This is a genomic window from uncultured Rothia sp. (assembly GCF_963507905.1).
Classification (GTDB): domain Bacteria; phylum Actinomycetota; class Actinomycetes; order Actinomycetales; family Micrococcaceae; genus Rothia.
Genome location: NZ_CAUOUU010000006.1, coordinates 92,028 through 109,906 on the forward strand (window position 1 = coordinate 92,028; position 17,879 = coordinate 109,906).

Genomic DNA, 17,879 nt, shown 5'->3' on the forward strand with positions numbered 1-17,879 from the left:
CCCACTATTTAAGGGACTAAACCAACACTTCCAACCCCTAAACCAAGCACTAAGGCACACCTCTTAAGCGCACTGGTTAAGGCAACTCAGCCAAAAGCGGCGCCCCGGCACGAGCACACGACTCGCACCGGGGCGCCGCTTATATAGGAAGGCAACGCCTCCGGCGCGCACCTTTTCGTTATCCCTCGTTCTAGGAACGCGAGGAGCCGCCATCCTCCGAAGAGCCCGCCTCATGCGAAGCATCCGAGCTCACTGACTCAGCAATCGTCCTGCGGTTAGGACCCTGCATGCTCTTCAGAGCCTGCGCATCCTTCGCCGCCATCTCCGGAGTAATCACCGGAATCGCACCGGTCGCCGCACGGGCAATATCAACAGCCGGCTCAGTCTCCAGGGTCGTCGCCAGCGCATCCTCACGAATGAAGAACAGAAGCAGCGTAGACACCAGGCCCAGCGGCACCAGGTACAGGAACAGCGGAATCAGCGCATCGTTATACGCATTCACAATGATGCCGTGCACCGGCTCCGGCAAAGACGCCACCAGCTCAGGAGTCAGAGACGAAGACGCATGGCTACCCGAAGACTGCAGCGCCTGCTGCGGCATACGCTCAGAAATCAGCGACGTCAGACGCGAGGTAAACAGACCACCCACCAGCGAGGCACCCACAGTAGCACCCACCTGACGGAAGAAGTTATTCGCAGCCGTCGCAGTACCCACAACAGTCACAGGAAACGCATTCTGAACAATCAGAGTCAAGAACTGCATGGACATACCCAGACCGGCACCCATCACCGCAAGGTAAATACAGAACAGCCAGGTCGGAGTCTCAACAGTCACGGTCGACAGCAGGAACAGGCCCAACGCCACAATTGCGGTACCGGTCGTCACATAGCCCTTATAGCGGCCAGTCTTCGACACCAGGCGGCCCGTCACAATCGACACCACCAGCATGACGCCCATCATCGGAATCATCAGCAGACCAGCCACCGTAGCACTCACACCCAGCGCCATCTGCAGATAGGTCGGGATGTACTCCACCGCACCAAACATCGCCACACCCAGCGCCAGCGAAGCACCCAGAGTCAGCAGGAAGTTACGGTTCTTGAACAGGTACATGGGCATAATCGGCTCAGCCGCACGGTTCTCCACCGGGATGAACACCAGCGCAGCAACCACCGAGAAAATCAGCAGACCAATAATCTGCGGCGAGGTCCACTCGTACTGGTTGCCGCCCCAAATCGTGGCAAGCACGAGCGCGCTCGTACCCGCCATCAGAATCAGCGAACCAAGGTAGTCGATACTGTGCTTCTCACGATTACGGAACGGGCGGTGCGGTAGCAAGAAAATCACCGCGAGAATCGACAGAATAGCCAGCGGCAGGTTCAGCCAGAACGCCCAACGCCAACCCGGGCCCTCAGTAATCCAACCACCAATCAGCGGACCAGCCACCGACGAGAACGCGAAAACGCCACCGATAATACCCATGTAGCGGCCTCGGTCGCGGGGAGGAATCACATCAGCAATCACCGCCTGAGAAAGAATCATCAGGCCACCACCACCCAGACCCTGCAGGGCGCGAGCAAAAATCAGCCAGTTCATGTCCTGAGCGAGCGCACCAACAATCGAACCCGCCATGAAAGCAACAATCGCAAAAATCAGGAAGGGCTTGCGTCCGAACTGGTCAGAAAGCTTGCCGTAGACCGGCATCGTAATCGTCGAAAGCAGGATGAAAATGGTAATCACCCAGCTCATGTGCTCCACGCCGTGAAGCTCACCAACGATCGTGGGCAGCGACGGCGCCAGAATCGTCTGGTTCAGCGAGGACATGAGCATCACAATGACCAGGCCCAGGAACATGGCGCGGATGCGGTTTTTACTTTCCTGCTTAGCCTCACCGGCTGGCGGCTGAGGTAGATTCTTTTCCTCTGTACTCATCGTTTAATCCTTAGTTACGTTCTATATATGTCTGTTGTGAGTATCCGCCGGGCTCTGGATTCGGTTACCTCGATTCGGGGCCTCCGATTCGGTTTCCGGCGGGCTTTTGTCATTTGTAGCAGTGAACCGCCGCTAGATTGCCGGTCGGTTCTGCTCAAAAAGCAGGAACTGGAAGGTCTTCACCGTCTGGCGGATATGGCGGGCGATATCCTCTTTGTCTTCCAGGTCGCGGGCAAACTCCAGCTGACGAAGCACCGCGGAGGCAAGCTGGACCTTTGCGCGCGATCGCTCGCGGAAGTGATCGGTCAGCGGGTCAGCCGGGTTTCGGCGCGGGAAGGGGCCGCGGCGACCAGCAGCATCAAAAGCCACCCAGTCGATGGTGTTCAGGTACTCGGTGAGCACCTGTTCGCACTTCATGTAGTGCATCTTCATTCGTTTCGCGGACTCGGGGAACTCCTGATAGGGAGCTCGAGGGTCCTTGCCCTTGGCGTAGTGGAAGCTCTGGAAAATGACCTCCCAGAGAAGGTGGGTTACACGAATGATCGTGTTGTCATCCTCGTGGGCACGGTCTGTTTCGAGGATTTCCTCGCTGACCACCGGTTCGCGCAGACCCAGGACGGCATCCTCTTTAGAGGGGAAGTAGTTGAAGAAGGTACGCGGGGAGACGCCCGCCTCCTGGGCGATTTCTTCAACGGTGGTTCCGCGCATCCCGTGTTCGCGGACGCGTTTGAGGGCTGCTTCGTGGATTGCCGTCCAGGTTTGTTCGCGGCGGCGTTCGCGAAGGCTCTGTTCCTTTTTCTGCATAACTGCAATTATTTCATCACTGCACACAATGCTCAAGTGCATTTTTGGCGTTAAGGCCCACAGCATAGCCAGCTAAGCTCCAGCCCCACACAAAACATCGGCATAATAGAGGGATGAACTTGTTTGCCCCCGCCTATCTCGATTTCCTGCCAGACTGGCTACGCCTCGCACTCGGCATCGCCGATATCCTCATCCGACTCGCAGCCCTCTGTTGGCTCCCCTACAACCGCAAACCCGTGGTTGCCCTGGGCTGGCTCATGGCCATCTTCTTCATCCCCTTCGTAGGGTTCATCGCATTCCTCGTCTTCGGCTCCTCGCGCCTGCCCGCCTACCGCCGCGCACGCCAACACGCCATGAACGACTTGATCCGCGAAGTCAGCGAGAACAAGCCCTTCCTCACCCGCACCGACGACCTCTCCGACCCCGCAAAGGCAGCCAGCCAGCTCAACTACACCCTGGGCTCACTCCCCCTGGTCGGCGGCAACCAATTCACCCTCCACACCGACAACCACGAGGCAATGGTCGCCATGGCGGAAGAAGTCGACCGCGCCACCAAATACGTGCACTTCGAGTTCTACATCACCGCCTACGACGAGGCGAGCGCAGTCCTCTGGGACGCCCTCTTCGCAGCCCACGAACGCGGTGTACAGGTGCGCGTACTCCTCGACCACATCGGCTCCCGCAAATACCCGTCCTATAAGAAACTCGTGAAAATGCTCAACGACTCGGGTATGCAGTGGCGCCTCATGCTGCCGCTCAAACCGTGGAAACTCAAGTGGCAGCGACCCGACCTGCGTAACCACCGCAAGGTCCTCGTCGTGGACGGACGCGTCGCGTTCTCCGGTTCGCAGAACGCTATTCACCGCTCCTACGACATGCCCGAAAACATTAAGAAGGGCTTGGAGTGGAAGGACCTGACCTTCTCCTGCACCGGCCCCATCGTTGAAGAGCTCAACGCCGTTTTCGTCTCCGACTGGTACTCCGAAACGAACCAGCTGATCCTGGCAGAAATTAACACCAATATCCCCTACTACAAGGATGGGATGCGCGCCCAGGTTGTGCCCTCCGGCCCCGGTTTTGAAACCGAAAACAACCTGCGCCTCATTAACTACCTGATCTACAACGCCGAGCGGCGTATTACCATCTGCTCGCCCTACTTCGTGCCCGAAGAGACCCTACTGCAGGCACTCACGAACGCCGCCTACTCCGGTATTGAAACCACCGTGATTGTGTGCGAGAAGGGCGACCAGTTCCTGCCGAACATGGCGCAGCGTTCCTACTACGAGCAGCTGCTGCAGGCGGGTGTGCGTATTCTGCAGTACCCCAGCCCGACCGTGTTGCACTCCAAGTTCATGATGGTCGACGACGAAATTACGTTCATTGGCTCGTCCAATATGGACCCGCGTTCCTTCTCACTGAACATGGAAGTGTCAACGTTCGTCATTGACCGCGGCATGGTCGCGATGCTGGATGAAGTATGCGCCGAATACGAGCAGGTCTGCACCGAGCTGCTGTACACCCAGTGGGCGGAGCGCCCGCGCCGCATCAAGATGGTGGAGAACCTCTGCCGACTGTGGTCATCGCTCCTCTAAATAAAACTGCCCACCCGGATAACCCCGGGTGGGCAATTTTATTGCATGAGGCGCTATCGCAGGATGCACCGGGCTACAAGCTAGAGCACGGATACGTATTAGAGCAGACCAGGGGCTACATCGGTTCGCCCGGGCCCACCAAACCGGCAGAATGCATCCACCACACGAAGAGCGCCACCGCAATGTAGAGGACCGTGCACAGGCTCAAAGTAATGATGTGGCGGCGGCGAGTCATGCTCAAATACCCAATAAACTCACGGATAAAAGCATTCACCGCAAAATACACCTTCGTACGAGCCCCCGCGCCCCAGCATTTCAGGCCCAGCGAACGCGCCAGCAGCAACGCACGGAACAGGTGGTAGCTGGTTGTTGCCACAGCAACTTTCGGGGTTTTGCCCTCGGCAACCTCCGGCATCAGGGCGTAAGAGAAGAGCAGATTCTCGCGGGTGTTCACCGCGCGGTCCTCCACAATAATGTCCGCCTCGGGAATACCACGGGATATAGCGTAGCGAGTCATCGCCACACCCTCGGGCACCTCTTCATCCGCGCCCTGACCGCCAGACATAATCAGCTTCGAGCCGGGGTTCTTACGGTAAATTTCAATGCCTCGATCGATACGACCCGCCAGCAGCGGAGTCACCTGGTCACCAATGAGGCCCGAACCGAGCACCACCACATAGTCAGCCTGCTGACGGAAATTCACCAGGTTCAACACTGCCGACACAGTAAAGCCCACCGCGTAGATGGTGAAATAGGTCAGCACCAGCGAAAAATAGAAATAAATAGTGCCCCACACGCCGCCCAACGGAGTGTTCTCCGCCGGACCGGGAACAAAGAACGGACCCACAATAAGGGCAATACCGGCAGCTAATGCCAAAGAATTAGTGAGCGAAAAACCCTCACGAACAATAAGACGCACACCGCTATAAAGGAAAAGACCGGTCAAACCCAAAGGCGTAAAAATCGAAAGGATCGCCGGAACGATAACAATGAAGAACGCCAACACCAGCAAAATCTGGTTTTCTGCCACAATCGCCGTTACGCCCAGGCTCGTACCCAGCAACCCCACGGTCGCAATCAGCAACCAGCCGACAAACACACTACGGCGTTCCCGCAGGTAGAGGCCAATAAAGCCGAGAAGGCACAGCGCCGTCAGGGCATACAGCACCACCAGCGGATTAAAGGGAGACGAGTCGGGAGGAGGAAGAAAAGACATATAAGGGTCCCAAAAAATAAGTGTGTGCCCGCTAAAAATCGGGAGAATCGAAAATTCTTCACACAATTCTATCCCGCCTCTATCCCCACCACCCTAAACCTGCTTTGGGTAGAAGCGCAGGTATAAGCGCCGGCAGAAACACACAGCCGCCAAAAGGGCGAAAAAGGCAAAAAGAAACACGCGACACCTCCGACATCGCATACCTTCGTATGCAGCGAATGTATCGCGCGTTCATTTCTACCCTGGACTAGTTTAGCGCCATAAACGGTTTCCCGTGTGGATTGAAGAAGGTTTAATCTGCAACCACTCCGGCGCAAGCAGGCGAACAGCCTTCGCACAACCCGACAAAGCAGTAATAATCGACTCGCAACGCTGATTAAACTCGCTCTGATGACGCTTATCCACAATCTGCCCCGGAAAATGGCGATGCATCTTCGACACAGAGTCGCTACTCTCCTGCAAACCGTGGCCCGTATGACCCGGAACATGCTTCACCAGCACACGCTTCTCGCGGATAGCCTCCGTCAAAGCACGCATCTGAGCCACCACGCGCTCATCCTGAATACCCTCAGAAACCCACGTCTCAAAAGCCCAACGGCTATGCGCCAAACGCAACACAAACGTCAACGCACCCAAAGAATCCGTATGAATAATCAGGCGGCGCGAACCGCTATGGAACACTGTATAAGCCGCTAACATCGCAGACAGCTCACCGGTCATAATGTTCACGCCATCATAGTGGGCATGAAAATAGAAGCCGTCCTCACTCACGCCGGCGATACCCATACGGCCGCCACGCTGATACTTCTTATTGTGAGTCGAACGGAACGAACAATCCGTGAAAACGCTATAGTCCTGCAGCTGATCCAGCGGTCGAGGGGTCAGTGCCTCCTCCACCATCTCATCCACGGCGGTACGTGCCGCACACACCTCAGCCTGCATCCGCTCATACGCGGGCGTGCCAGCAAGCTTCACATGCACTTCACCCAAAGAATGGTTATCGTACGGGTCCAGCACCTTCTCAAAGGCGCGGTACTCCATAATCCCCTTCAACTGGTCGCAATCACGGAAAAGATGCTTCAAATTCTTACGGTCAGCAGCAATCGTCACCAGGTTCTGACGGTACTGCTCAGGAACCACATCCCACGCAGAAAGCACGGCACGACCCAGCAGACGCGGATGCACCTCATCACAGCACTCCATCAGGGAATGAACGTGAGTGAAAAGCATCGGCTCCTCATTCACCACAGTGCGGGTGCCGTCCTGCTTAGAAACAAAAACCACCGTCGACAAGGCTGAATAGCAAAAACCCTGCGCCTTACGATGCTCCTGAGCCACCGCAATCACAGCAACACCCTGATCCGTGTACCCGGCAGGGTACGAGGCGCTATAGTCGGGCGCCTCCCAGGTCAGGGTGCATCGTTTGATGTGCGCCGGTGAAAATCCCATGAGTGTCACCCCCCATGCGTGCCATACCGCTTCTCCTTCCATTCATGCGGTGTATCGTCCTCATTCTTTTATAGGTCGAAAAGAAAGGGGCACGCAAATATAAAACACCTTTTTTACAGTTAGCGAATGGGTCAGCCGAAAATCCTCTCCCCCGCCACCACAACACAAAACCCAGCGTGAGAACACAGCGCGAGAAACCCCCGCGCATACCTCACTCGGGCCCGGGGGAAGGTGTACGGTAAAAGAGTCATATACGACGCGGCAACCGCCGCACCATCCGATAAGGAGAGCCCCATGATTGGTGTTTACGCCGGAGTATCCGTCAAGCCCGAGCACGTCGAAGAATTCCTCAAGACCATCGAACCGCTCGTGACCGCAAGCCGCCAGGACGAAGGCAACGTCAGCTACGACTTCGGTGCCGTCTCCGACACCGACTTCGCATTCATCGAGCGTTGGGAATCCCAGGCACTGCTCGAAAAGCACATGGGCACCGAGCACTTCCAGAAGGCTGTCGCCGCATGGGAGCCGCTGCTCTCCTCCGAGCTGGACGTTCGCATCGTCAACTTCCGCTAAACGACGTTAAATACCGAAGGTGCCCGGCACCCCCTAAGTGAGGGGTGCCGGGCACCTTCGTATATTCGTATATCAGCCCTGGAGGCGAGCGCGGCCACTAGCGGCGCGCCCTGTTTAGCGGCGCTCTACGCCAACCTCCACCGAATCAAGCGTGAAACCATTCGTCGCGCTCACGCAATGCACCTTACCGGTGTTCACCGACTTGCAGGTGTAACCGTACGCGGTCACCACCTGACCGGCAGGCAGCGCAGTAATACCCTCGGTGTTCACCGGCTCCGGGGTGGCGGTCTGACCGACCAGGCTCACCTCGGGCGCCTGACCCTGCACCATGTGCACGCGCTGCTGCGCCTTACCGGATGCGGCATCCCAACCCTCCAGGGTCACACCCACCAGCGCCTGGCAGTCCACACCCGACGGGGTCACCGAGCACACGACCTTAGAATCCGGGCTGGTGAAACGCAGCGCCTCAACGGTCTTTGCCGAATCACCCTGACCGAACGTGCCGCCGCCGTACGCTTCAGCAAAAGTCAGCACGCCCGAGAGCATGCGGGTCTGCGCCGGAATCAACGCCAGGCGAGGCTTCTCAGCGCTACCGCCCTGAGTGAAGCAGGCACCCGTAATGTACTCGCGGCCCTGCACCTTCGTAGCGCACTGGTACCACTCCACGCTCGCCGAACCGTCCTGGTTCTTGCGGCTGTTGAAGAGGCGCACCGCCTCCTGAGCCTTCGCGCAATCCGAACCGTCGTACACGTAGATACCGGCGGAACCACCCAGCAGGCTGGTCACGCCGCAACGGGTACCCGCATCAATGGTGTTCGCGGAGCCGCTCGCGGTGGCGTAAGCTGCCTCGTACTCGGCGTCGGTGCTCGGCTCATCGGTGGGGGTTGCTACAGCATCAAAAGTTGCCGGCGCATCCAGACCGGCAGAAATCTGGACAGTATTCGGCTTCCAGGAGCCGTCCGCCGCGTGGAACAGGGTCTTCGCGTCAACGGGCGCAGAAGAAGTCGCCACCTTCATCGGGGCGGTTTCAGACTCATCAGCCTGCGGCTGAGCAGAGCAAGAACTCAAAGCGAGTGCACCGATGCAGGCAAGAGCCGTCAGGGCACGACGAGTAAAGGCACGCTGTGCGCGCGCGGGCAGGGTAACCATGAATGCGTCCTCGTGAGGGTTGCGAATTGCGTTGTGTTTGAGTGGTTGTGCTGAGTCGGTGAATCGGGTACCTAAATACCTCCTTACACCCTACTGCAACACCACTGACAAGGCAATACGCCGCACCGGGTATCCCACGACAGTAGACAGAGACGCAGGCAAAGACGCGGATAAAGAACAGCGCCCCGTCCCGCAGAAAAACCGCGGAACGGGGCGCCAGCCCACAGGGCAAGAATATTAAATTCTCAGAAAATACGTGAGGGGTTTATGCGTCCTCGGGCAGGATGCGCACGCCGCCCTTATCAGCCGAAGCAGCCAGCATGCCGTACACCTTCAGGGCGTTCGACACCTGACGTTCACGCGGCTTGGTCGGACGCCACGGTGCAGCGCCCTTCGCCTCGCGGCGAGCAGCCAGCTCCTCATCCGAAACGTTCACACGCAGGATGCGGTTGTTCACGTCAATCTCAATCTCGTCGCCGGTCTGCACCAGGCCGATAGCGCCGCCAGCAGCCGCCTCCGGGGAGACGTGACCGATCGAAATACCCGAAGTACCGCCGGAGAAACGACCGTCAGTAATCAGTGCACACTTCTTACCGAGGCCCAGACCCTTCAGGTAGGAGGTCGGGTACAGCATCTCCTGCATACCCGGGCCGCCCTTCGGACCCTCGTATTGGATGACGACGACGTCGCCCTCCTTGACGTTCTTCGACAGGATCTCGTACACAGCCTCGTCCTGCGACTCAACCACGAAAGCGCGACCCTTGAAGTGGAACAGCTCCTCATCAATACCTGCGGACTTGATGATTGCGCCGTCCTGGGCGATGTTGCCGTACAGGACCGCCAGGCCACCGTCCTTGGTGTACGCGTGCTCCACGGCACGGATGCAGCCGTTCTCAGCATCAGTCTCGTGGGACTCGTACTTGTTGGCGGTGGAGAACGCGTGGGTGGTGCGCACGCCGCCGGGAGCTGCCAGGAACAGTTCCTTCGCCTTCTCGCTCGCCTTGCCGCCGCGGATATCCCACTCGTCCAGCCACTCGTCCAGCGAGTCAGCGTGAACAGAATGAACGTTCTTGTGCAGCAGGCCGGCACGGTTCAGCTCACCCAGCAGGGCAGGAATACCACCGGCACGGTGCACGTGCTCAATGTGGTACTTGGTGGAGTTCGGGGCGACCTTCGCCAGGCAGGGAACCTGACGCGAAATGCGGTCAATATCCTTCAGGGTAAAGTCAGCGCCCGCCTCGTGAGCAATCGCCAGGGTGTGCAGCACGGTGTTGGTCGAACCGCCCATCGCCACATCCAGCGCCATAGCGTTCTCGAACGCCTCCTTGGTCGCAATGGAGCGAGGCAGAACCGACTCGTCATCCTGCTCGTAGTAGCGCTTAGCCAGCTCAACGATGCGGCGGCCAGCATCCAGGAACAGCTCCTTACGAGCAACCTGAGTAGCCAGGGTGGTGCCGTTACCGGGCAGCGCCAGACCAATCGCCTCATTCAGGCAGTTCATGGAGTTCGCGGTGAACATACCCGCACACGAGCCACAGGTCGGGCAGGCGTTCTTCTCAACCTGAGCGAGCGCCTCATCGCTGACGCTGTCGTTAACAGCCATCACCATGGCGTCAATCAGGTCGAGGCGGTGCTCAACAACGCCCTCAATGCCCTCGCCGGACTCCATCGGGCCACCGGACACAAAGATAGTGGGGATGTTCAGGCGCATAGCCGCCAGAAGCATACCGGGGGTGATCTTGTCACAGTTAGAGATGCAGACCAGCGCGTCAGCACGGTGCGCGTTGACCATGTACTCAACCGAGTCAGCAATCAGATCGCGGGAAGGCAGCGAGTAGAGCATACCGTCGTGGCCCATCGCGATACCGTCATCAACGGCGATGGTGTTAAATTCCTTGGCAACGCCGCCAGCCTCTCGAATCGCGCCGGCGACCAGTTCACCCATATTCTTCAGATGCACATGGCCGGGCACGAACTGGGTGAAAGAGTTCGCGATAGCAATAATGGGCTTGCCGAAATCATCATCGCCCATGCCGGTGGCACGCCACAGGGCGCGGGCACCAGCCATGTTACGGCCGTGAGTTGAAGTACGTGAACGCAGTTCTGGCATTGTTTTACCTTCCGTAGTGATGCAAGTACTGATTTTACGCGCGGCGTCCAACGCTTCTCAGCTCAGGGTCACTTTGGTTTCATGCATCGAAACGCGCACGAGCCTGCAACCGCCTATCGGTGGGAGGGTTGAGGCCACGGGGATTGTGCCGGATCTGCGGCAGAATTGCCCCCTTCGGGGTAGATGGGGGACATCACCCCATTATGCCCCCTAATCTGGAATGAGCCCAGGCTGCGGGCGGCGATATTCAGTCGGCGAACGCACCGGGAGGCGGCGGGCTGCTGTGTCTGCCGCGTACGGGCCTCGCTGTGCACACGTAGCAGCACACGTAGCACCATACATAGCACCAGCGCGGTTCGTTTCCAACACACTGATTTATACGCAGATTTATACGCACTGAACCCTGCATACGATTCAGAAGGTTTCCATGACACAGGCACCCACCGCATCGCTCACCCTCACCCCAGCGACCAGCCCGGCAACCACCCCGGCAGGCGGCAAGGACTTCGCGTCCTCCGTCATCTACCAGGTGTACCCCAAGTCCTTCTACTCTTCGGCCGGTGGCGCCTACGGCGACCTGCGCGGCGTCATCGAGAAGGTTCCCTACATTGCTTCCCTGGGCGTGGACATGGTGTGGTTCAACCCGTTCTTCGCCTCCCCGCAGAACGACAACGGCTACGACATCTCCGACTACTACGCCATCAACCCCGACCTGGGCACCATGGAGGACGTCGAAGAGATGATTGCTGCCCTCGCCAAGCACGGTGTGGGCGTCATGTTCGATATGGTGCTCAACCATGTTTCGACCGAGCACGAGTGGTTCCAGCGTGCGCTCGCCGGTGAGCGCGAGTACTGGGATTACTTCTACATTCGCCCCGGTAAATACGCCGAGGATGGTCAGCTGCGCGAACCGACCAACTGGGAGTCGAAGTTCGGCGGCTCCTGCTGGTCCCGCTTTGGCGAGTACACGGATGAGCACGGCACTCCCCTGTTCTACATGCACCTGTACGACCGCACCCAGGCGGATGTGAACTGGTACAACCCTGTTGTGCGTGACGAACTGTTTAAGGTCGTGAACTTCTGGTACGAGAAGGGCGTGCGAGGCTTCCGTTTCGACGTCATTAACGTCATCGGCAAGGGTGAAGAGCTACTCGACGCCCCCGAAGGCACCGTGGACAAGGAACAATACACCGACACCCCGATTGTGCACACCCGCATTCAGCAGCTGAACCGCGCCTCCTTCGGTCAGTATGATGACACCGTGACCGTGGGCGAAATGTCTTCAACCAGCATCGAAAACTGCGTGGGCTACTCCAACCCGGCAAACCACGAGCTGGATATGGTGTTCAGCTTCCACCACCTGAAGGTGGATTACGAGAACGGTGAGAAGTGGTCAAAGGTGCCGTTCCGTTTTGCCGAGCTGAAGCAGATTCTGAACGATTGGGCGCTGGGCATGCAGGCAGGCGGCGGCTGGAATGCACTGTTCTGGAATAACCACGATCAGCCGCGCGCACTGAACCGTTTTGGTGACGTTGAGCGTTACCGTGCCGAGTCGGCGACCATGCTGGCGACCGTGATTCACCTGCTGCGCGGCACCCCGTACGTGTACCAGGGCGAGGAAATCGGCATGATTGACCCGGTCTACTCCTCGATCGAGCAATACGTGGATGTGGAGGTGCACAACGCCTACGCGATGCTGCGTGAGCGCGGTCTGAGCGAGCAGCAGGCCCTGGAGATCGTGGCGTCGAAGGCTCGCGATAATTCGCGTGTGCCGATGCAGTGGACCGCGGATCCGGCGACTGCCGGTTTTGGTTCCACGTCGCCGTGGCTGGCTCCCGCCCCGGTGCGTGATGCGGCGACCGGTGCCGGTATTTCGGTGGAGGATGAGGAACGCGACGGCGTGATTCTGCCCTACTACCGCAACCTGATTGCCCTGCGTAAGCGGTACCCGGTCATCTCTGCGGGTTCGTACGCACCCTACGCGTTGGATCACGAGCGGGTGTTTGCGTACCTGCGTGAGCTGCCCGCTGATGGTACCCGCCCGGCGCAGCGCCTGCTGGTGCTGACGAACTTCTACGGTGAGCCGACCGAGGTTGAGGTTCCGGCTGAGTTCGTTCGTTCCGGTCGCGTGCTGGTGTGTAATTACAAGAATTCTGCGGTGGATTCCATTGCGGTCGATTCCACCGTGTCTGATTCTGCTGCGGCGGATTCTGCCGAAACGGTGACCCTGAGCCTGCGCCCCTACGAGGCTTTGGCGTTGCTGATTGAGGGCTAAAAGCTACTGTATGCCTCTCCCCTGACGTGTGGGACGAGGTGATATAAACCGACCTGGCAATATTCTATTTCTAGAATATTCCCAGGTCGGTTTTGTTTATGCCCATTCCTATAAAGGAATTTATGGGGATTGCCAGGCAGATTCTTAGAAGCCGCGCTCGTTCAACCAGGCAGCCGCCGCCTGCGCGGGCTCCTGCTTAGAGGTACCCGAAACGCGGTCATTCAAAGTGCGCAAATCGGCGGTGGTCAGCTTCGCCGAGACACGGTTCAGAACCTCCGCCGCAGAGTCGGGAACTCGCGACGTATTGATAATGGGCAACACCTGCTGAGCCAGAATCATATTCTTCGGATCCTCCAGCACCACCAGCTGATTCTGCTCTATCGCGGGCGTGGTCGAGTAGAGGTCAACCACCTGCACGGTGTCATCGAGCAGGGCTTTGACGGTCAGCGCGCCACCACCGTCCGAGAGGGGCACGAACTCGGCGGGGACGCATCCGTACTTCTCTTTCAGGCCCGGGATGCCGTAGGCGCGCTCGGCAAACTCCGGGGCCGCGCCGAGCTTCAGATTCGTACAGCGGGAGGCGAGGTCTTCAAGGCTTCGCAGACCGTATTTCTGAGCGGTCTGGGCGGTAACGACGAGCGAGTCCTTATCCTCCGCCTCGGAGGCGTTCAGGGCGCGGATTTCAGCCCCGGAGCCACCCGTGGTAAGGGTGCCGAGGGCGGCGGGTAGCGCCTGCAGAATCTCCTGCGCAGTGTTAGCTGTAGCCTTCGGGTCTAGGTAAAGTAGCAGGTTGCCGGAGTAGTCCGGGATAACGTCCACCGCACCGGAGGCGAGTGCCCCCAGGTACGCCTCGCGGGCGCCGATGCTCAGCTGGGTGCGGGCATTGAATCCCGCCCGGGCGAGGGCTCCGGCGTAGATTTCGGCGAGGATTTGGGATTCGGCGAAGGCTGCTGAGCCGACGATGATTCCTTCGTGTTCGCCGCTGAAAACTTTGTCACCGCTGAGCCCGCAGGCGCTGAGAATACCCGCTATGCCGAGCGCTCCGGCGGCGGTGAGGGCAGTGCGACGAGATACGGCGCGGGGCGGTACAGTGCGGCGCGTGAAGGTTTGAGGCGTCTGATTCATCGGGTTCATACCTTCTTCCGGTTGATGGTGAGTCCCGCGGGGGTGAGCGCACGCTGCACGAAGCCCATGAGCGCGTCCACGGCGAAGGCGAGAAGCGCCACGAGCAGGGTTGCGACGAGCATGCGCGGGTAGTCACGCACGGCAAGCCCGTCGAAGAGGTACCTGCCGAGGGTTCCGCCGCTGAGGTAGGCGACGATGGTCGCGGTTGCGATGACCTGCACGAGGGCGGAGCGGAGCCCGCCGAGCATCATGTTGGCGGCGAGCGGGATTTCGAGTCGGGTCAGGATCTGCCATTCGGTCAGGCCTTGGGCGCGGGCTGCATCCACGAGGTCTTCCGGTACGGCGGCGAGGCCTTCAAGAACTCCGGCGAGCAGAGGTGCCGCCGCAATAATAATGAGCACGATGAGGGCGGGCAGGGTTGAGACGCCCAGCCAGAGCGCCAGGATGGTGAGCAGACCGAGCGCGGGTAGCGCGCGGGTGGCGGCTACGGCGCTCATGAGCAGGTTGCTGCGGCGGCGATTAGCGCCGTCGGAGGGTCGGTGGTGTCCAGCCCAGAGGCCGAGGGGCACGACGATGAGTGCCGCGCAGACGGTGGCGAGGGCGGTGACGCTTAGGTGTTCGAGCAGGCGCACGAGGATTCCGCCGCTTCCCTGCCAGTTGGCACCGTCCAGGAGGTAGGCGAAGGTTCGTTCTATGACGTTCACGGTTTATACCTTCCTTTCGGGGTTGCGGCGGTTTGCAACCGTAGCCGCCAGCCAGGGCGTAAGTGCCCTCGTCAGAAGGATAAGGAGCAGGTCGAGGACCAGTGCCAGCAGCAGGCTAAGGATTACGCCAGCCAGGATTTCCGAAGGGATATTGCGCGCGAGTCCGTCGGTGAAAAGCGTACCGAGCGAGGGCACACCGATGAGGGCACCCACGGATACCATCGCAATATTTGCCACGGTTGCCACGCGGATTCCCGCCATAATGACGGGCGTAGCGAGGGGCAGGTAGAGCTCCATCAGCGCCTGTCGGGGCGTGTATCCGAGGGCGCGTGCAGATTCGTGCACGCTATCGGGTACGGAGTCGAAGGCATCCACACCGGAGCGCACCATGAGCGAGAAGGAGTAGACGCTCAGGGCGACGAGCACGTTCAGCGGGGAAATAATGGAGGTTCCCAGAATAAGCGGCATCAGCACGAACAGTGCGATTGAGGGGATGGTGTACAGTAGCGAGGAGAGGTGCATGAGGGTTCGCGCACCGATGCGGCGTTCGGAACCGCGGTCGCGGCGACGGCTCGCGTAGTAGGCGACCGGTAGCGCGACGAGAGCACCAATCGTGACGGGCACGATGCCCTGGTAGAGGTGGCTGAGGGTCAGCTCGAGGATGCGCTGGCTGTTGGTGGCGACCCACTCCCAGTGCATATCGCTTGCTGCGAGGGGTGATGCCACTAGGGACTGCGCGGCGAGAGGTGGTACCGCGATCACACTATTTTCTAGAAGACTCATTCGCTTTTCTCGCCTTCTGCCGCACCATTCTGTGCTTCTCGGGAGGTGGCAAGTCGGCGTGCACGCGCTTGGCGCATCGTCTTCTCATCCAGCAGACCGGCAACGGAGCGGCTCACGAAGGAGCGCACGAAATCATCGGCGGGGCTGTAGAGAATCTCTTCGGGAGTGCCGAACTGGGCGAGGCGACCACCCTCCGCGAAGACGGCGATTGTATCGCCGAGCAGGAGCGCCTCATCAATGTCGTGAGTGACGAACACGATCGTCTTGGCGAGTTGCCCCTGTAGGCGCAGCAGCTCTTTCTGCAGGTCGGTACGCACCACCGGGTCCACCGCGGAGAACGGCTCATCCATGAGCAGGACGGGCGCATCGGCGGCGAGAGCACGCGCCACACCAACGCGCTGCACCTGACCACCCGAAAGCTGGGAGGGGTAGCGCTTCGCGTACGAAGAATCCAGACCGACCACTTCGAGCAGTTCGAGGGCACGCGCCTGCGCCTCCTTGCGGGAGGCGCCGAGCAGGCGCGGTACGGTGGCAATATTCTGCGCGACGGTGCGGTGCGGCATGAGTCCGCCCTGCTGCATCACGTAGCCAATGCCGCGGCGCAGCTCGTAGGGGTTCTTCTCGTGCACGTTCACGCCGTCAATGGTGATGGTGCCGCTATTGGGCTCCACCATGCGATTAATCATGCGCAGACTAGTGGTTTTACCGCATCCGGAGGGGCCGACGAACACGGTAATCTGACCGGCGGGAATGTGCAGGTTCAGGTTCTGCAACACCGTGGTGGGTTCACCGGTTCGGCTCGAGTAGCTCTTGGTGATGTTCTCGAAGCGGATTCCGCCCGCCTGAGCACTGACTGCAGCATTTTTTGCCCACGGAATCTGGGGTGAGCTCTCCGGAGGCTGTGTACTGAAATTCTGGGCAGTCATGGGTGCGGTAATCCTTTCTGCAACCCGTTGTATGCGCTCTTTGAGCAGAAATTATCGAGTAGCTTCCTGCTGGGCGTTTCTACAGTGAGTGTGGTGTACCTGTTCTGTACATAGACCGTATATAAAAAGGCGGCACCTCGGGGTTTTATTCCTAAGATACCGCCTTTTTGACGGGTTGCAGTATCTGCAGCCCTAAAGTTTTTAAAAACAAAACCCGCCCCACTGTAGAAGCCTGGAGGCGGATTTCGTGGCTCCGACCGGCGTCGATCCGGTGACCTTACGATTTTCAGTCGTACGCTCTACCAACTGAGCTACAGAGCCTTGCGTATTTACTTTTAGATACGCAATGACCGCGTCTTCGGATGAATAATCATCTGAACTTACGCGGCCAGAGCGACCCCGACGGGACTTGAACCCGCGACCTCCGCCGTGACAGGGCGGCGCGCTAACCAACTGCGCTACGGGGCCTTGTTGGAATCAACAGAAGTAAACTCTATATCATCTAACTTGGCTTTGCAAATCGTGAGATTTGCAAGTACCCCCAACGGGATTTGAACCCGTGCTACCGCCGTGAAAGGGCGGCGTCCTAGGCCGCTAGACGATGGGGGCCTAGTCGATCGAACAGGTTCCGTTTTCTTCATCCCGTCGTTCGAACCTCCACTAGTCTATGACAGGTTTGCGGAGGCGTGCAAACCGTTTTGTTCGATTTTGCCCGATTTTGACCCCCATTTTCGACCATTTATAGCCTGGCACATATGTGTTTAAGCTTGTCAATGAGGATTCAGAAAAACTTCAAAAAATTTTAAAATTTCTTCACAACACCCCATATCAGAGGCTTTTGGAAGGTTTTTAGACACGTTTGGGTACCTACAGGAGCCCAGAGAAAGACTTTTTCGCTACCTCCATTTCTACAGATTTTCTACAAACTCCTCCGAAATTTTGTTTCGAAGATGCCGGCATCAGTCCCGCAAGAATTCCAAAAACCCACCTTCACATCTCTTATACACCCCTCTTATGCGCATCGCAGCGGCCAAAAAACTCCACAATATCTCCAAAAAATTTTCGACAACTTTCTACGCGCTTATATAGGACATGCAGGCAAGACGCTACCCTGGGTGCAAATATCTGCAAGAGAGTGCACAGCAACACCTCTCTAGAGGGTTCACCCCAGCACCCCCGGAGCCCTCAAAAATGTGCCGCGCAAAGCAACTACAGGCCAGAATGCACGTAGATGCAAATA

At 58.6% G+C, this 17,879-nt stretch carries 13 protein-coding genes and 3 tRNA genes; 3 read left to right on the forward strand and 13 right to left on the reverse strand.

The window, feature by feature from the left end; translation table 11 throughout:
• Positions 1-190: 190 nt before the first annotated feature.
• Together RQ593_RS05515 and RQ593_RS05520 are read right to left on the reverse strand one after the other, a co-directional pair.
• Entirely contained in the window at positions 191-1,933 is a 1,743-nt protein-coding gene (locus RQ593_RS05515) for an MDR family MFS transporter (RefSeq protein WP_311450034.1), read from the reverse strand.
• A gap of 132 nt (positions 1,934-2,065) precedes the next feature.
• Positions 2,066-2,737, reverse strand: a complete 672-nt coding sequence (locus RQ593_RS05520; protein WP_230457276.1) for a TetR/AcrR family transcriptional regulator — start codon at positions 2,735-2,737, stop codon at positions 2,066-2,068.
• 113 nt (positions 2,738-2,850) lie between these two features.
• On the opposite strand from RQ593_RS05520, the gene cls reads away from it, so the two are divergent.
• On the forward strand, positions 2,851-4,329 hold the full coding sequence (gene cls / locus RQ593_RS05525; RefSeq protein WP_049340251.1) for a cardiolipin synthase: 1,479 nt from the start codon (positions 2,851-2,853) through the stop codon (positions 4,327-4,329).
• 115 nt (positions 4,330-4,444) lie between these two features.
• Here cls and RQ593_RS05530 read toward each other — a convergent pair whose 3' ends face one another.
• Both RQ593_RS05530 and RQ593_RS05535 read right to left on the reverse strand, forming a co-directional pair.
• On the reverse strand, positions 4,445-5,545 hold the full coding sequence (locus RQ593_RS05530; RefSeq protein WP_311450035.1) for an ElyC/SanA/YdcF family protein: 1,101 nt from the start codon (positions 5,543-5,545) through the stop codon (positions 4,445-4,447).
• Between the two features lie 252 nt (positions 5,546-5,797).
• Positions 5,798-6,994, reverse strand: coding sequence for an RNase H family protein (locus RQ593_RS05535; RefSeq protein ID WP_311450036.1), 1,197 nt, complete (start codon positions 6,992-6,994; stop codon positions 5,798-5,800).
• A gap of 294 nt (positions 6,995-7,288) precedes the next feature.
• Here RQ593_RS05535 and RQ593_RS05540 point away from each other — a divergent pair, with 294 nt between their 5' ends.
• Entirely contained in the window at positions 7,289-7,567 is a 279-nt protein-coding gene (locus RQ593_RS05540; RefSeq protein WP_005509231.1) for a putative quinol monooxygenase, read from the forward strand.
• Between the two features lie 114 nt (positions 7,568-7,681).
• Here the strand turns inward: RQ593_RS05540 and RQ593_RS05545 are convergent, their stop codons facing one another.
• Positions 7,682-8,716, reverse strand: a complete 1,035-nt coding sequence (locus RQ593_RS05545) for a 2-oxoglutarate dehydrogenase (RefSeq protein WP_311450037.1) — start codon at positions 8,714-8,716, stop codon at positions 7,682-7,684.
• Between the two features lie 265 nt (positions 8,717-8,981).
• A complete protein-coding gene (ilvD, locus tag RQ593_RS05550) occupies positions 8,982-10,826 on the reverse strand; it encodes a dihydroxy-acid dehydratase (protein WP_311450038.1) in 1,845 nt (614 codons plus the stop codon).
• Positions 10,827-11,253: 427 nt separating this feature from the next.
• Between ilvD and RQ593_RS05555 the strand changes: the two genes are divergently transcribed.
• Positions 11,254-13,101 carry an alpha,alpha-phosphotrehalase gene (locus tag RQ593_RS05555; RefSeq protein WP_311450039.1) on the forward strand — a complete coding sequence of 616 codons (1,848 nt, stop codon included), beginning with the start codon at positions 11,254-11,256 and terminating at the stop codon, positions 13,099-13,101.
• A gap of 144 nt (positions 13,102-13,245) precedes the next feature.
• On the opposite strand, the gene RQ593_RS05560 is transcribed toward RQ593_RS05555, so the two are convergent.
• From RQ593_RS05560 to RQ593_RS05590, 7 genes are all read right to left on the reverse strand, one after another.
• Positions 13,246-14,226 (reverse strand): ABC transporter substrate-binding protein, encoded by a 981-nt coding sequence (locus RQ593_RS05560; RefSeq protein WP_311450051.1) that lies wholly within the window; start codon positions 14,224-14,226, stop codon positions 13,246-13,248.
• Positions 14,227-14,231: 5 nt separating this feature from the next.
• The gene (locus RQ593_RS05565) at positions 14,232-14,930 is read right to left on the reverse strand and encodes an ABC transporter permease (protein WP_311450040.1); all 699 of its coding nucleotides are present in this window, start codon (positions 14,928-14,930) and stop codon (positions 14,232-14,234) included.
• Between the two features lie 3 nt (positions 14,931-14,933).
• On the reverse strand, positions 14,934-15,713 hold the full coding sequence (locus RQ593_RS05570; RefSeq protein WP_311450041.1) for an ABC transporter permease subunit: 780 nt from the start codon (positions 15,711-15,713) through the stop codon (positions 14,934-14,936).
• Positions 15,710-16,639, reverse strand: a complete 930-nt coding sequence (locus tag RQ593_RS05575; RefSeq protein WP_311450042.1) for an ATP-binding cassette domain-containing protein — start codon at positions 16,637-16,639, stop codon at positions 15,710-15,712. The genes RQ593_RS05570 and RQ593_RS05575 overlap by 4 nt, the downstream gene beginning before the upstream one ends.
• Before the next feature lie 248 nt (positions 16,640-16,887).
• Positions 16,888-16,960, reverse strand: a tRNA-Phe gene (locus RQ593_RS05580).
• A 73-nt stretch (positions 16,961-17,033) separates the two neighbouring features.
• Positions 17,034-17,107 (reverse strand) — tRNA-Asp (locus RQ593_RS05585).
• 68 nt (positions 17,108-17,175) lie between these two features.
• Positions 17,176-17,248, reverse strand: a tRNA-Glu gene (locus tag RQ593_RS05590).
• Positions 17,249-17,879 lie beyond the last annotated feature (631 nt).

What these genes read in the sequence shown, in the direction of transcription:
- RQ593_RS05515 (WP_311450034.1), bottom strand. Translation starts at nt 1,933, where the DNA reads ATGAGTACAGAGGAAAAGAATCTACCTCAGCCGCCAGCCGGTGAGGCT.
- cls (WP_049340251.1), top strand. Translation starts at nt 2,851, where the DNA reads ATGAACTTGTTTGCCCCCGCCTATCTCGATTTCCTGCCAGACTGGCTA.
- RQ593_RS05530 (WP_311450035.1), bottom strand. Translation starts at nt 5,545, where the DNA reads ATGTCTTTTCTTCCTCCTCCCGACTCGTCTCCCTTTAATCCGCTGGTG.
- RQ593_RS05570 (WP_311450041.1), bottom strand. Translation starts at nt 15,713, where the DNA reads ATGAGTCTTCTAGAAAATAGTGTGATCGCGGTACCACCTCTCGCCGCG.
- RQ593_RS05575 (WP_311450042.1), bottom strand. Translation starts at nt 16,639, where the DNA reads ATGACTGCCCAGAATTTCAGTACACAGCCTCCGGAGAGCTCACCCCAG.
- RQ593_RS05545 (WP_311450037.1), bottom strand. Translation starts at nt 8,716, where the DNA reads ATGGTTACCCTGCCCGCGCGCGCACAGCGTGCCTTTACTCGTCGTGCC.
- RQ593_RS05555 (WP_311450039.1), top strand. Translation starts at nt 11,254, where the DNA reads ATGACACAGGCACCCACCGCATCGCTCACCCTCACCCCAGCGACCAGC.
- ilvD (WP_311450038.1), bottom strand. Translation starts at nt 10,826, where the DNA reads ATGCCAGAACTGCGTTCACGTACTTCAACTCACGGCCGTAACATGGCT.
- RQ593_RS05520 (WP_230457276.1), bottom strand. Translation starts at nt 2,737, where the DNA reads ATGCAGAAAAAGGAACAGAGCCTTCGCGAACGCCGCCGCGAACAAACC.
- RQ593_RS05535 (WP_311450036.1), bottom strand. Translation starts at nt 6,994, where the DNA reads ATGGGATTTTCACCGGCGCACATCAAACGATGCACCCTGACCTGGGAG.
- RQ593_RS05540 (WP_005509231.1), top strand. Translation starts at nt 7,289, where the DNA reads ATGATTGGTGTTTACGCCGGAGTATCCGTCAAGCCCGAGCACGTCGAA.
- RQ593_RS05560 (WP_311450051.1), bottom strand. Translation starts at nt 14,226, where the DNA reads ATGAATCAGACGCCTCAAACCTTCACGCGCCGCACTGTACCGCCCCGC.